Consider the following 14,611-nt stretch of genomic DNA (forward strand, 5'->3'; position numbering starts at 1 on the left):
CGACACCGGCGGCGCAGCACCGCAGTGCCCGCGTCGTCGAGTTCACCAGTCGCTCCCTCGGTTGACGTCAAATCCACACCCACACTAAGCCGTATGCCGCTGGGCGGGCTTCCGCGCGTCCGTGCACAGAGCACGTGCCCGGGACGGCGGGAGAACGCTTACCCACCCGCCGTCGTCTTGTTACCGTCGTCAGATGACTGAGCAGCCTGACGAGTCCGCGATCACGCATCGGGCCGAGCTTCTGCCGGAGGAGCGGGTCGCCGGCAGCGATGATGCCGAAGCGCAGGCGGAGGCGATCCTGGAGGAGTCGGACGAGCGCACCGAGCGTCCGGAGAAGACCCGCCGGGAGTCGACGCAGACGCCCGACTGAGTTCCCGGACCAGGTCCGCCCCGGCTCAGGACGTCAGAGCCTGGCGTAGCAGGGTCACGAGGGCGTCGAGCTGGACGGTATCGGTGCTCGCCACCTCGACGTCGCTGCCGTCGAGGGCCCGCAAGGCGAGGCCCTGCTTCGCGTCGATCAGCTCGGCGATCCGGGCGTCCACCGTCCCGGCGGCGAGGATCCGCCACGCCGTGACCGGTTCGTCCTGGCCGATCCGGTGGACCCGGTCGATCGCCTGTTGCTGCTCGGCCGCGGTCCACGAGAGCTCGGCGAGCACGACGTTGGACGAGGCGTGCAGGTTGACACCGACGCCCGCAGCGAGGAGCGAACAGACGGCGACGGACACCTCTGGGTCCTTCTGGAACGCGTCGACGGCGTCCTGGCGCTGCTTGGCCGTCTGGTCTCCCCGGATCGAGACGGTTCGTAGGCCGGCCTCGGCGAGCACCTCCTCGGTCTTGTCCATGACGTCGAGGTGCTTCGCGAAGAAGACGACCTTTCCGACCGAGTGGGACAGCTGCGCGGCGTAGTCGGCCGCGAGGGCGGCCTTCGCCTGGCCGATGCGGCGCACCAGGGCGAAGACGTTCTCGCCGGTGCCCTCGCCCGACGGTGTCTTGAGCTCGGCCATCGCGACTCTGCGCATGAGCGCTGCATCGGGCTCGCCATCGATCTCGTGCCCGTGTCCGTCGGCGAGCTGCGCCCGGTAGCGGCGCGCGAGCCGCTCGCCCAAGGCCCGCTCGGCGCGCTCGATCGAGCGCCCGGCTTCGTCGTCCAGCTCGACCGTGATGTCGGCGATCCGCTTGTCCGGCAGGTCGCTGGCGACATCGACCTTGCGGCGGCGAACGATGCCCATGTCGATGACGGCCTGCCTGGCCGCCGGGTAGAAGGGGCGGTCCATCGGTGTGTAGCCGGTCTCATCGAGCTGCCGGACGATGTCGCCGACCGGCTTGCCGTCCTTGATCCAGCCGAGGAAGCGCCAGATGGCGTCGAAGTCCTTGACGTCGTTGATCAGGGGCGTGCCCGTGAGGGCGAGGAGGAGCGGGTTGCCGCCCGGTGTCGTCTCCCGCAGCCGGTCGGCGAGGGCGAGGACCTGCTGCGACCGCTGCGACTGGAGGTTCTTGATGAAGTGCGCCTCGTCGACGACCATCGACCGGAACCCGAACGTGGACAGCCAGCCGTAATGGCGGTCGAGGATCGCGTAGTTGACGACGAAGACGTCCGCAAAGGCGTCGACGTCCTCACCGTCCCCGTGGATGATCGTGACTCGGCGCTGTGGAGTCCAGCGCTCGACCTCGCGAGCCCAGTTGATCTTCACGACATTGGGCACGACCGCGAGCATCGGATAGGCATTGGCCACCGAGGCGGCGAGGACGGACTGCGCCGTCTTGCCGAGGCCGGGCTCGTCGGCGAGCAGGAAGGTCCGGTGTCCCTGCTGCACCGCCTGGAGGAAGCGGGACTGGTGGACCATGAGCTGCGAGCCGGGTGGGGAGATGCGATCGACGCGGGGCTTGGGTGGCAGTTTCATGGTCGCGGCCTCGCCACCGGAGCCCTGTTCAAAGGCGCGGTACAACGGGCCGAGCAGCTCCCAGTTCGACAGCCGGCCGACGTAGTCGTGGTGGTTAGCCTTCGACAGGTCCGGAGCGAGGAAGGGGTTGGCGCGGGTGCGCGCCGGGACCGCCGGGGGAGTGACCTGCTTGGCCGCGAGCTCGGGAGGCATGACCTGCGCGACTGGCTGGGACCGGGTGATCACGAGGTCCTCGGGGGCGAGCTCAGCGCCAGACTCGAGGAGCCAGTCACGACGCATCTGTTGGGCGGCCGGGCCCGGCTTGGCGGCCGGGTCGAGCAGGGCCAGCAGACTCGTGTCCCGAGCGGCGATCTGGGCCAGGATTCCCGCGATGCCGTCGAGGCGCTTGAGCAGGTCGGCCCGCGTGCCAGCTGAGATCGAGGGATCGTCCTTGACCCGTGCTCGCTCCGCGCGCATGAGCAGGGCGACGACCTGGAACTTGGTCCGGTTCGTCGGGGTGGCGCGCCCCTTCGAGGCCACTCGAGCCTCGACCTCGCGCACTCGACGGGCGAGGATCGGGATGATGGGAGCTTGGTCGTCGTCCCGTTGGGTTGACCGGCCACCCCCGCGTGTGGAACGCGCGGCACCGTTGACGCGGTCGGCGCTGTCAGTGCCGTTGGCGCTCGCAGCTCGGTCAATACCATCACTCGAACGGTGACGGACTCGCGTGGGCATCTTCCTCCTGGTGATGCGATGTGCGGGCCGGTCCAGCGGGGGCCCCCGACGAGGGAGGTCGTGCGCATGGTCCGACTCTTCGGGCGCTCAGTGCGATCCCGATGTCCGCCCGTGCGTGGATGTCAACTTCAGCGACTGCTGCGGTCGGGCCGAGTGGCCGGAACTGCCGACGTCCACGCTGTTGGGACAGGTCGAGTTTACCGTACCCACAGGGCGACGGAAGACGCGGTACGTCGGCGCGTACTGCCCACTCGACTGAGAGGTGGGACGAGTGACGGGACGGACTTCCCGTGGCATGCAGGCATCCGGCCGGTCAGGGGCATCTGATCCCGTCAAACGTCCCCTCCCGTATGCCGCTGAGCTCGCACCGCACACCCGCGCGCTCCCAGCCCTCCCGACCGATCGGCTGTAGTCGACGGGACCGGGGCGCGAAGAGCGCCCGGCATCAGACGAGGGCGGTCCCGACGAGCGCGCCGATGAGGTAGGTAATGCCCATCGCCAGCAGGCCGCCGGAGACGGTGCGGACCATTGCCCGCCGGCGGGGACTGCCCCCGAGCTGGGCGCTCACCAGGCCCGTCAAGGCGAGGGCGACCACCACGCTGATGACGGTGACCCAGGTCCGCAGCCCGGCCGGAGTGAACGTGATGGTCAGGAGCGGCAGCAGTGCACCGACGGTGAAGGCGGCCATGGACGCCCAAGCGGCGTGCCAGGGATTCGTCAGGTCGTTGGGGTCGATCCCGAGCTCGGCCTCGGCGTGGGCACCGAGCGCATCGTGCGCCGTCAGCTCCCGGGCCACCTGCTCGGCGAGGGGCCGGCTGATCCCCTTGTCCTCGTAGAGCTGGGTCAGCTCCTCGAGCTCGCCCTCGGGGTCCTCTCGCAGCTCCCTGCGCTCGAGCCGGAGCACTGACCGCTCCGTGTCTCTTTGCGTGCTCACCGAGACGTACTCCCCGGCCGCCATCGAGATCGCTCCCGCGACGAGCGCCGCGATCCCGGCGATCATGATCGACCCCCGGTCCGAGGTGGCTCCGGCCACACCGACGACAACGCCGGCCGTTGACACGATGCCGTCGTTCGCTCCGAGGACGGCGGCGCGCAGCCAGTTCAGGCGGGTGCTCAGGCTCTCGCCGTGGGGCTCGTCGTGGTCGTCGATCTGGTCGGGCTGGCCGATGGGTGGGTTCGCCACGGCCCGATCGTGGCATCTCCGGTCCCCGATGTCACCGCAGACACGGGGACATCGGGGCAGGGCGGTCACACCTCGACAGCAGGCCCACAGGAATCGCACAGGAAGGTACTGGTCAAAGCACAGGGCACGCGCGTTCCATTGACTCCATGAGCAACGACAGCAAAACCGCCGCGCCCAAGCTGCAGCGCCTCGACGGCTCGCCCGTGCGGGTCCTCGTCGTGGACGACGAGGCCAACCTCACCGAGCTGCTCGGGATGGCCCTGCGCTACGAGGGCTGGGACGTCCGCGCGGCCGGTTCCGGTATGGACGCCGTGCGTACGGCGAGAGAGTTCGACCCCGACGCTGTCGTCCTCGACATGATGCTCCCCGACTTCGACGGCCTCGAGGTCTTGCGCCGGATGCGGTCCGAGAACCCCAACGTGCCCGTGCTGTTCCTCACCGCGAGGGACGCAGTGGAGGACAGGGTCTCCGGGCTCACGGCCGGCGGCGACGACTACGTGACCAAGCCGTTCTCGCTCGAGGAGGTCGTGGCCCGGGTTCGGGCACTCATGCGCAGGACGACGGTCGCCGTCAGCGCGAGCGACTCCGTCCTCGTGGTCGGGGACCTCACCCTCGACGAGGACAGCCACGAGGTGCGTCGGGCGGGGGAGGAGATCCACCTCACCGCCACGGAGTTCGAGCTGCTGCGTTACCTGATGCGCAACCCGCGCCGCGTCCTGTCCAAGGCCCAGATCCTCGACCGCGTCTGGAACTACGATTTCGGCGGGCAGGCCAACGTCGTCGAGCTGTACATCTCCTACCTCCGCAAGAAGATCGACGCCGGTCGGGATCCCATGATCCACACGATGCGAGGTGCCGGTTATGTCCTCAAGCCAGCAGTTTGAGGTCACGGTCCCCGAGCCCGTTCACGCGCCACGCACTCCCGGGCCGGGCGAGGGCCCGACCTCTTCTGTTCCGCCTCCGCCTCCTTCGCGGGTCGACCGCGCGAAGGAGGCGCTCGCGCGTGCCCGCGCGGACCTCCGGCCGCCCTCGTCGTGGACCCTGCGGACCAAGCTCGTCGCCTCGATGCTCGTGCTCTTCACGCTCCTCAGCGTCGCGACTCTGGTCTTCACCCTGACGGCCCTCAACCGCCAGATGACCGGCCAGCTCGACGAGCAGTTGCACGAGTCGGTGGCGCGGACCCTGACCTCCGGGGGCTCGGTCGCGCTGGGAGGCGACGAGGACACCACCCCTGGCCCCCGTGGCCCGGGCAACGAAGGGCTCATCGCCTTCTTCCCTCAGCAGGCCAGCACCGCACTGCCCGGGGCAGCCGGTGCCGCAACCGGGGTCAACGGCAACAGGGTGTCCCTGACCGCCAGACAGCTGCAGCAACTGCAGAAGGCCGGTCTGGGCAACCGGGCCATGCAGCTGCGCATGGTCGATGGCCTGGGCGCGTACCGACTCATCGCGGCCCCTGCGAGACTCCGCACCTTTCCCGTCCCCACGGACGGCGTCTTGGTCGTGGGCCTGCCGACAGAGCCGAAGGAACGCACTCTGCGTGCCGTCGCTCTGAGCGCCCTGGCGATCCTCGGGGCAGGTGTCGCACTCGCCGCGCTGATCGGCACCTGGCTCGTGAGGCGGAGTCTGGAGCCGCTGCGGCGCGTCGCCGACACCGCCACGCGCGTCTCGAAGATGCCGCTGCACACTGGTCAGGTGGCCCTGCCGGAACGCGTGGCACCCGAGTACACCGACACGCGCACTGAGGTGGGCCAGGTCGGGGCCGCCTTCAACGAGATGCTCGACCACGTCGACGAGGCCCTCAACGCCCGGCACCGCAGCGAGCAACGGGTCCGGCAGTTCGTCGCAGATGCCTCGCACGAGCTGCGCACGCCGCTCGCTTCGATCAAGGGCTACGCGGAGCTGTCCAAGCGCGAGTCGAATCCCGTCCCCGACACCGTGACCCACGCCATGGGGCGGATCGAGTCCGAGGCCGGCCGGATGGGCTCGCTCGTCGAGGACCTGCTTCTGCTGGCCCGCCTCGACGCAGGTCGCCCCCTGGAGACGGCGTCGGTCGACGTGTCGATGCTCGTCGTCAACGCCGTCAGCGACGCGCACGCCGCCGCGCCGTCCCACGAGTGGAAGCTCGACCTGCCACCGGAGCCCGTCGAGGTGCGTGGCGACTCCGCGCGCCTGCATCAGATCGTCACGAACCTGCTCGCCAACGCGCGCACGCACACCCCGCCGGGGACCCGCGTGACGACGTCCGTTCGTCCCGAGGGGGAATGGGTCCGGATCGAGGTTCACGACAACGGGCCGGGCGTGCCGATCGACCTGCAGCCCAATGTCTTCGAACGGTTCGCCCGGGGCGACAACGCGCGCAGCCGCGCTGGGGGCAGCACCGGCCTCGGCCTGTCCATCGTCGCAGCGGTCACTCGCGCGCACGGCGGCACCGTCGAGATGTCGAGCAAGCCGGGGGACACGACGTTCGCCCTCGTCCTGCCGACCGCCTGAGCCGCATCGCCAGCCCGCCGGTCGGAGGGGGGTGACCGGCGGTCCTGACTGCGCCTCAGCCATCCCACAGCGACGGCACAGTTCGCGGGCGGAGGTTTGGGGGCATGGACGTCATGGCCCTCACCTCGACCCAAGCCGCTGCCCCAACCGTGCCCGCCGGCGACAGATCTGGGCACACCACTGCGGCTCTCCCCTGGGTGCGCCCGGCGCTGCTAGGCCTGCTTGCAGCGACCCTCGCGCTGTACACCTGGAACCTCACGGCCAGCGGCTGGGCGAACTCCTTCTACACGGCCGCGGCGCAGGCCGGCAGCGAGAGCTGGAAGGCGTTCTTCTACGGCAGCTTCGACGCCTCGAACGCGATCACGGTGGACAAGCCGCCGGCCTCGCTGTGGGTCATGGCACTGTCGGTCCGCCTCTTCGGGCTCAGCTCCTTCGCCATCCTCCTCCCGCAGGCCCTGATGGGAGTCGCAACGGTCGGCGTCGTCTTCGCAACCGTCCGGCGACACTTCGGCCCGGCCGCCGGACTGCTCGCGGGAGCCGTGGTCGCATTGACCCCGGTGGCGGCGCTCATGTTCCGGTTCAACAACCCGGACGCACTGCTGACGCTGCTCATGGCGCTCGCTGCCTGGGCGCTCGTGCGGGGGGTGGAGAAGGCCTCGGCCCGATGGATGGCGCTCGTCGGACTCTTCATCGGCCTGGGCTTCCTCACCAAGACGCTGCAGGTGCTTCTCGTCGTGCCGTTCCTCGGCCTCGCCTACCTGGTGGCTGCACCGACATCCCTGCGGCGCCGCATCGGCCACTCGCTCGTCGCGCTCGGAGCTGCCGTGCTCTCCGCGGGCTGGTGGGTCGCTGTCGTCGAGCTCGTTCCAACGGATGCCCGTCCCTACATCGGCGGGAGCCAGACCAACTCCTTCCTCGACCTGACCTTCGGCTACAACGGCCTGGGCCGACTCAACGGTGCAGAGACGGGCTCGGTCGGCGGAGGCAACGGGTGGGGAGTGACCGGCCTCGCGCGGATGTTCGACAGCAGCAACGGCGGGCAGGTCTCCTGGCTCATCCCAAGTGCGCTCATCCTGCTCGTCGCCGGGTTGGTGCTGCGCGGTCGTCGGCCGCGCACGGATCTACGCCGGGCCGCCTACCTGGTCTGGGGCGGCTGGCTCGTTGTGACCATGCTCGTCTTCTCGCTCATGGCCGGCATCTTCCACGAGTACTACACCGTGGCTCTGGCGCCCGCGATCGGGGCGCTCGTGGGGATGGGAGCCACCGAGGCGTGGGAGCGCAGGGGTTCGTGGCTGGGCGCGACCGCCTTGGCCTTGGCGACCGCGGCCGCAGCGATCTGGGGCTTCATCCTCCTGTCCCGGACGACGGCATACGGAGACTGGTTGCGGTTCGGTGTGCTGTCGATCGGTCTCGCCGCGGCGGTGCTGCTCCTCGTGCTGAGGGGACTGCCGGGGAAGGTGCTCGCCGGGATCGCGGCGGTTGGCGTGGTCGCCGCGCTGGCCGGACCAGCCGCGTACTCGCTGACAACCGTCTCGGAGGCGCACACCGGCTCAATCGTCCTGGCCGGTCCGGCAGGCGCCACCCGTGGAGGTGGGCCGGGCTTCGGTCGGCCGCGTGGCGTACAGGGGTCCGGGGGCCAGGCGTTCGGTGCCCCGCCGTTCGGTGGTGGCGGTGGTTTCGGCCCGCCCCCGCAGGGTGGCCCTGGCGGCTTCGCGCCGCCGCAGCAGGGTGGCCGTGGTGGGGCTGGCGGTCTGCTCGACGCAGCGACGCCCAGCACCACGGTGGTGGCGGCGCTGTCCGAGGACGCCCAGTCCTACACGTGGGTAGCAGCCGCCGTGGGCTCGCAGAGGGCCGCCGGTCTCCAGATTGCGACCCAGCTGCCGGTCATGGCGATCGGCGGGTTCAACGGTTCGGATCCGAGCCCGACCTTGGAGCAGTTCCAGCAGTACGTCGCCGACGGCCGGATCCACTACTTCGCTGGTGGTGGCCCCGGCTTCGGCGGAGTGGGTCAGATGGGCGGCAGCTCTGCGAGCTCGGAGATCGCCGCGTGGGTCCAGGAGAACTTCCAGAGCGTCACCATCGACGGCACGACGTTCTACGACCTCACCCAACCGGTCAACGGTCCGGTAGCCGTCGACGCGGGGATGGCGACATGACCTCGGTCCGCGAGGCCGTCCCGGTCCGTCGGGGCGGCCTCGCGGGGCAGGTCGGCCGATTCGCGGTGATCGGGGCGCTGTCGACGGTGCTGCACCTCGGGCTGTTCGCGCTGCTGGTTGGGGCCGGAATGGGATCCCAGCTCGCGAACGGCTCGGCGCTCGTCATCGCCACGATTGCCAACACCGCCGCCAACCGAGCCTGGACCTTCGGCGTGACCGGACGTGAACGCATGGTCGCGCATCACGGTCAGGCGCTCATGGTCTTCGGAATCACCTATGCTGCAACCACCCTCGCGCTCGCCATCCAGCACTGGATCGCCCCGGACGCGGGCACGCTGGCCCAGACCGCGGTCGTCGCCGTGGCGAACGTCCTGTCCAGGTGCTGCGTTTCGTTGCGATGCGGCGCTGGATCTTCGCCGCTCGACCGTGAGGTGACTGGCCAATTCACTGCGCCTGTCAGTGGAGTGCCAGTAACGTGGGTGGGTCATGCAGGGGGCATGACCTCAAAGGGGAGGCTCCGATGGCCCATTCCACGCGCTTGATCCCGGTCACTCTCGCCGCCGCCATCGCGATGGCGACGCTCGCACTGGCTGCCCCGGACGCCGGGGCGGATGACTCCGGCAAGAAGAATGGCCGGTTCACCGCCGGTGCCGCCGGTGTCGGTGATGTGTACTACCCGTTGGCCGGCAACGGCGGCTACGACGTCAGTCACTACGACATCGCCGGCCGGTATGAACCGGCAACTGATGTCTGGTCGGCGACGACGACAATCCACGCCAGGGCCACCGCCGACCTGTACCGCTTCAACCTCGACTTCGACGGCATGGTCATCTCCAGTCTCAGCGTCGATGGGAAGAAGGCGGGGTGGAGACGGGAGGGCGCCGAGCTCGTCGTCGTGCCGCAGCACAAGATCAAGTCGGGCGCGCCCCTCACCGTCATCGCGACCTACTCGGGTGTGCCGAAGGAGTTCGTCCTTCCCGCCGGGGACTCCGAGCTGCGGACCGGCTTCATGGCAACCGACGACGGTGCCACCGTCGCAGGCCAACCCGACGTGGCCGCTGGCTGGTTCCCCGTCAACGACCACCCGCGGGACAAGGCCACCTACACCTTCCACGTGACCGTGCCGGAAGGACTGGGCGTCGTCGCCAACGGGTTCCTCGAGAGCCAGCAGACCGCCGGTGGCTGGACGACCTTCGTCTGGGACGCGCAGGAGGCCATGGCGAGTTACCTGGCCACGATCGACATCGGTGACTGGGACGTCCGGGAATGGACCACGGACTCCGGTCTGCCCGTCTATGACGCCGTCGATCCCGACCTGCTGGCCGACCCCGAGTTCGGGGAGTCCATCAACTCGTCGCTCGCGCGGCAGGGCGAGATCGTCGACGTGCTCTCGGACGCGTTCGGCCCGTACCCCTTCTCCACGGTCGGTGCGATCATCGACGACCAGGACGACCTGATCTTCGCGTTGGAGACGCAGACCAGGCCGGTCTACTCGAAGTACTTCTGGCCAGACGGGGACGGCGTCGTGGCGCACGAGCTCGCCCACCAGTGGTACGGCGATCACGTCGCCCTCGAGCAGTGGCAGGACATCTGGCTCAACGAAGGATGGGCCACCTACGCAGAGTGGATCTGGGCCGAGCATGAGGGCTTCTTCACGCCGCAGGATGCCTTCGACTTCTTCTACGCGGAGATCCCGGAGGACGACCCGTTCTGGTCGTTCGTCATCGGGCAGCCGCCGGCCGACGACCTCTTCGGGGGACCCGTGTACCTCCGTGGCGGGATGACGCTCCAGGCACTGCGCAACCGGGTCGGCGACGAGGCGTTCTTCGATATCGCGCGCAGCTGGGTCTCCGAGCGCGGTGGCGGCACCGGCACGACGGCGCAGTTCATCGAGCTGTCCGAGCGAGTCTCGGGTCAGCAGCTCGACGACCTCTTCGATGCCTGGTTGTTCACCGACTCGAAGCCGACGATCACGACGATCGCGGCAGGTGCTGCCGATCGGGGTGCGGTCTCGGGTGCGGCACGCACCGCTGCTGCCGACTCGACGCGAGCGGTCGAACGCTGGAGCGCCGCTGTCGAGAAGCGCCTGGCACACGGGAGGTACTGAGAAGGCGAGTGCCCCTGGCGCGCCGAACCGGTGACTGTTGCAGGATTCGGGAGCCGGGCAACGAGTGGTGCACGCGGTTGATCAGTCGTGGTCCTCAGCCGCCGCGCACGACTCCCACCACGGGTCGACGGCCGCAGTCGTCACTGCACCTGCTGCATCGTCCCCCAAGGGAACTCGAGTGCCGGGCCGTGGCGCCAGCAGGGGGACCGCGTGTTCAGCAGCGGCGCGGCGAGCCCAACGCATGGGCTCGCTCCACCAGTGCATCGCAAGGTTGAAGGTGGCCCAGTGGACTGGCAGGAGGACTGACGCCGTCGCGTCGCCGCGGTTCACGTCGAGGTGCGCCCGAACCGCCTGGGCGGGGTCGAGGTGGATGTCGGGCCAGTGGTCGCTGTAGGCGCCGACGGGGATGAGGGTCAGGTCGAACGGGCCGAGGTCGCGGCCGATGTCCTCGAACCGGTGAGTCGGACCGGAGTCGCCCGCGAAGAACACGGAGTGAGCGGGCCCCCGCATCGCCCAGCCGGCCCAGAGCGTCTGGTTGCGCACGAACCCGCGGCCGGAGAAGTGCCGGGCCTCGGTGCACGTCAGGACGACGTCGCCGATGGTCGTCGTGTCGCGCCAGTCGAGCGTGGTGATGCGCTCAGGCGGCACACCCCAGCACTCGAGGTGCAGGTCGACACCGATCGGCACGACGTAACGCGGCCGCAGCGTCCGCTCCAGCTCGGTGATGGTCGGCTCGTCGAGGTGGTCGTAGTGGTCGTGGCTGATGAGCACCGCGTCGAGGGGCGGCAGGTCAGCGACGCGGCACGGACTCGGGTGCAGGCGACGCGGCCCGACGCGGCCCGACGGCGAGACGCGCTCCCCGAACACCGGGTCGAGCAGGAAGCGGTGGCCGTCGAGCTCAACGAGGCTCGTTGCGTGACCGAGCCACGTGACGGCGAGCTCGGCCGCCACCTCGGGCCACTCCGGCCGCACGACCGGGATGGCACCGACCGGACGACCTCGGCCCCGGGAACGATAGGCCGCGACGGCCGGGTGGCCGAGGTCCTCGCCCTCCGGTGCCGCGACCCAGTGCGTCGGCTCGTGGGACCGGAACTGGCCGTCGCGGTAGTTCGGCGACCCGGCTGCCCGGGACCGCATCGCCGGGGCAGACGCACCGATCCGGCGCAGCAACGGGACATGGCTCGTGGACGCAGCCGCGGCGGCTCTCAGCGTGGTCACATGCAACGGTAACCCGGGTCCTCTGCCGCGGAGCAGTCCTCCCACCAGGGCTGGGCGTACGTGGCCGCGATGACATCGGGCTCGGCCTCCGTGAGGTCCACCCGTTCGCCGAGGCGGGGCGAGATCAGGGGCACGCCGGCCTCCTCTGCGGCGCGCCGCACCCGTCGCATCGGCTCGGCCCACCAGTGCATCGCCAGGTTGAAGGTTGCCCAGTGGACCGGGAGCATGACCGACGTCGCAGCCGCCGTCCTCGCCTCCCGCTCCGTGGGCGTCGCCTCGCCCTCCTCGTGGACCCCGCCCGGAGTGTCGATGCGCTGGTCGCCCTCGATGAACTCGTCGGCGACCCCGGCGCGGTCCGCAGTGACCGCCTCCCTGACGCTCTCGATCCGGTTGACGTCGCGATGGGCGGCCACCGCCTGCTCCGGCTCGAGGTGCAGGTCCGGCCAGTACGGGTCGTAGGCGCCGATCGGCAGCAGAGTGAGGTCAAAGGGCCCGAGGTCGGCCCCGATGTGGGCGAACCGCTTCGAGGTGCCCGAGTCGCCGGAGTAGTAGGCGGAGTGTCGCGGGCCATGGATGGCCCAGCCGGCCCAGAGCGTCTGGCTGTCGACGAGGCCGCGACCGGAGTTGTGCCGCGCCTCGGTGCAGGTGAGCCGAAGGCCGGCCACGTCCGTCGCCTCTCGCCAGTCCAGGGAGGTGATCCGGTCCGCAGGCACACCCCAGGCTCGGAGATGGAAGTCCAGGCCGAGAGGGACGACGTAGTGCGGCCGATGAGTGCGCTCGAGCTCGGTGATCGAGGGCGCGTCCAGGTGGTCGTAGTGGTCGTGGGAGATGAGCACCACGTCGACCCTCGGCATCTCCTCGATCCGACCCGGCGCCGGGTGAAGTCGCTTGGGGCCGAAGCGATTCGACGGCGACACTCGCTCACCGAAGACAGGGTCGATGAGCAACCGAGCACCGTCGACCTCGAGCAGGGTCGTGGCGTGGCCGTACCACGTGGCCGCCAGCGCACCCGCCTGCTCCGGCAGCACGGGTCGGACCCGAGGCACCTCTCCGACCGGGCGTCCGCGTCCGTGCACGCGGATCGCCGCGAGCAGTGCGCTCGTCTGGGCCCGAAGGCGCGGCCGCAGGGAGGGCTCGTCCGCCTCGAACCTGCGATTCCGGAAGTTGGGTGAGTCGCGGACTCCCGCCACGATCTCGGCCGGGTCAGCGCCCATGCGGTGCAGGGTCCGCAGCAGCTCTCGCACGCGGGACCGGCTCGAGACGACAGCGACGGCGCTCGACATCGCCCGGACGGAGGCTCGATCAGAGGTGGCCAGGCTGCGCATGTCACTCCTTGACGTCAGGGGTGGCGCAGCAGGTCTTGCGGCGCGTCTCCATGGTGTGCTGGGTTCCGTACCCGCGCAGGGAAGCACCATGCCGTATGCCGCTGAACCCGTCCCGCACCCACCGCGCCTTCCGCGTGCCCCTTCCCCTCAATCGAGTGAACAACCTCCGGCCCGGAAGTTGTTCACTCGATTGGGGGAGAGGGGGGCTGTCGCGGTGTTGTGATGTCGTCAAGGTGTTGACATGACGTCACTATGATGTCAGTGTGGTGCACATGGACATCACCGAGTATGTGGACGCACTGCGTCAGGACCTCGTGCGGGCGGCCCGCGCGATGGGCCAGGAGACGGAGCAGGCCGCGGAGCGGCTCGGCGTCGCACTGGACTCCAGCGTCCGCCTCGCCCTGATGGACGCGCTGTCCCACGCCGCGGCCGAGATCACCAACGAGCTCGACGGGGTCTCAGTCGAGGTCCGGCTCCAGGGCCGGGAGCCGGTCTTCGTCGTCGTCGGAGCCGGCCCGTCCGCCGTCGCGGACGACACGACGGCGATCCGCACCGACGACACCGCCGCCCTGCCTCTTGACGATGACGGCGAGACGGCGCGCATCACGCTGCGCATCCCCGAGTCGCTCAAGGCCAAGGCGGAGGATCTCGCAGCGGGGCGTGGACAGTCGCTGAACACGTGGATCGTCAACGCGGTCCGCATGGCCTCTCTGCCGGGGGTCAACATCAACATCGGCGGGCAGTGGGGGGCCGGTCCGGGGGCGCCCGGCCGGAACCGCTCGTCGAACAAGCGCGTGCAGGGCTGGGTCCGCTGAAGCGGCAGCCGACAACACCAGAGCAGCGAGGGGAACCAATCATGACCAACATCGAGAAGCGTTTCGAGACAACCGGCCCGATCAATCTCAAGGTCGAGCAGCTCGTGGGAGATGTGAAGCTGACCGTCACCGACGAGGCCGTGACGACCGTCCGACTCATCCCGCACGGCCGCTCGGGTGATGAGCTCGCCGAGCGCTACACCGTCGAGGCCCGGGGCAACGACGTCGTCGTCCTCGCGCCGAAGAAGGACGGCTTCCTCGGGCTCGGGCTCTTCAAGGGATCCGTGGACGTCGAGGTCGACCTGGCGGCGGGCAGCACCGTCGACAGCCGCACGGGGTCGGGGGACATTGCCGGCCGCGGTCGTCTGGGGGACGTCCAGGCAGCGACGGGGTCCGGCGACATCGTGTTCGACCAGCTCGGCGGCGCCGAGCTCAAGTCGGGCTCCGGTGACATCGCCGTCCAGGTCCTGTCCGCTGAGGGCCGCGCCAAGACCGGTTCGGGAGACGTCACCGTCGGCCAGGCCGGCGGGCGGCTCGACCTCATCTCTGGCAGCGGTGACATCGCCGTCCGCCGTGCCGACGCGGACGTCAAGGCCAAGACGGGTTCGGGCGACGTCACCGTCAGCGCATCCATCGCCGACCTGGAGCTCGTGACCGGCACGGGCGACGTCAAGCTCGGCGCCGTGCACGGCGGGGCCGTCA

Annotated in this window: 12 protein-coding genes; 8 read left to right on the plus strand and 4 right to left on the minus strand. The window is 69.9% G+C overall.

Going from position 1 to position 14,611, the window contains the following annotated elements; all coding sequences use genetic code 11:
* Positions 1–193 precede the first annotated feature (193 nt).
* Entirely contained in the window at positions 194–370 is a 177-nt protein-coding gene (locus ABF401_RS10200; protein ID WP_353509447.1) for a hypothetical protein, read from the plus strand.
* A gap of 25 nt (positions 371–395) precedes the next feature.
* Here ABF401_RS10200 and ABF401_RS10205 read toward each other — a convergent pair whose 3' ends face one another.
* Together ABF401_RS10205 and ABF401_RS10210 are read right to left on the minus strand one after the other, a co-directional pair.
* The gene (locus ABF401_RS10205; protein ID WP_353509448.1) at positions 396–2,615 is read right to left on the minus strand and encodes a DEAD/DEAH box helicase; all 2,220 of its coding nucleotides are present in this window, start codon (positions 2,613–2,615) and stop codon (positions 396–398) included.
* A 445-nt stretch (positions 2,616–3,060) separates the two neighbouring features.
* On the minus strand, positions 3,061–3,798 hold the full coding sequence (locus tag ABF401_RS10210) for a VIT1/CCC1 transporter family protein (protein WP_353509449.1): 738 nt from the start codon (positions 3,796–3,798) through the stop codon (positions 3,061–3,063).
* 146 nt (positions 3,799–3,944) lie between these two features.
* Here ABF401_RS10210 and ABF401_RS10215 point away from each other — a divergent pair, with 146 nt between their 5' ends.
* The 5 genes from ABF401_RS10215 (at position 3,945) to ABF401_RS10235 (ending at position 10,551) form a co-directional block, all read left to right on the plus strand.
* Complete coding sequence (locus ABF401_RS10215; protein WP_353509450.1) at positions 3,945–4,682, plus strand: response regulator transcription factor; 738 nt, start codon at positions 3,945–3,947, stop codon at positions 4,680–4,682.
* On the plus strand, positions 4,660–6,288 hold the full coding sequence (locus tag ABF401_RS10220; protein ID WP_353509451.1) for a sensor histidine kinase: 1,629 nt from the start codon (positions 4,660–4,662) through the stop codon (positions 6,286–6,288). Before ABF401_RS10215 ends, ABF401_RS10220 begins: the two co-directional genes overlap by 23 nt.
* Before the next feature lie 104 nt (positions 6,289–6,392).
* Positions 6,393–8,444, plus strand: a complete 2,052-nt coding sequence (locus ABF401_RS10225; protein ID WP_353509452.1) for an ArnT family glycosyltransferase — start codon at positions 6,393–6,395, stop codon at positions 8,442–8,444.
* Positions 8,441–8,986 carry a GtrA family protein gene (locus tag ABF401_RS10230; RefSeq protein ID WP_353509453.1) on the plus strand — a complete coding sequence of 182 codons (546 nt, stop codon included), beginning with the start codon at positions 8,441–8,443 and terminating at the stop codon, positions 8,984–8,986. Before ABF401_RS10225 ends, ABF401_RS10230 begins: the two co-directional genes overlap by 4 nt.
* Positions 8,965–10,551 (plus strand): M1 family metallopeptidase, encoded by a 1,587-nt coding sequence (locus tag ABF401_RS10235; protein WP_353509454.1) that lies wholly within the window; start codon positions 8,965–8,967, stop codon positions 10,549–10,551. Before ABF401_RS10230 ends, ABF401_RS10235 begins: the two co-directional genes overlap by 22 nt.
* A gap of 81 nt (positions 10,552–10,632) precedes the next feature.
* Here the strand turns inward: ABF401_RS10235 and ABF401_RS10240 are convergent, their stop codons facing one another.
* Positions 10,633–11,769: an MBL fold metallo-hydrolase gene (locus ABF401_RS10240; RefSeq protein ID WP_353509455.1), complete on the minus strand. Its 1,137-nt coding sequence runs from the start codon at positions 11,767–11,769 to the stop codon at positions 10,633–10,635.
* Complete coding sequence (locus ABF401_RS10245) at positions 11,766–13,094, minus strand: MBL fold metallo-hydrolase (protein ID WP_353509456.1); 1,329 nt, start codon at positions 13,092–13,094, stop codon at positions 11,766–11,768. The genes ABF401_RS10240 and ABF401_RS10245 overlap by 4 nt, the downstream gene beginning before the upstream one ends.
* Positions 13,095–13,366: 272 nt before the next feature.
* On the opposite strand from ABF401_RS10245, the gene ABF401_RS10250 reads away from it, so the two are divergent.
* Together ABF401_RS10250 and ABF401_RS10255 are read left to right on the plus strand one after the other, a co-directional pair.
* Positions 13,367–13,909, plus strand: coding sequence for a toxin-antitoxin system HicB family antitoxin (locus ABF401_RS10250; protein ID WP_353509457.1), 543 nt, complete (start codon positions 13,367–13,369; stop codon positions 13,907–13,909).
* A gap of 41 nt (positions 13,910–13,950) precedes the next feature.
* Positions 13,951–14,611: DUF4097 family beta strand repeat-containing protein (locus ABF401_RS10255; protein WP_353509458.1), on the plus strand; the 661-nt coding region annotated here is incomplete at its 3' end.

It is taken from the genome of Intrasporangium sp. (genome assembly GCF_040414665.1).
Lineage (GTDB): Bacteria > Actinomycetota > Actinomycetes > Actinomycetales > Dermatophilaceae > Intrasporangium.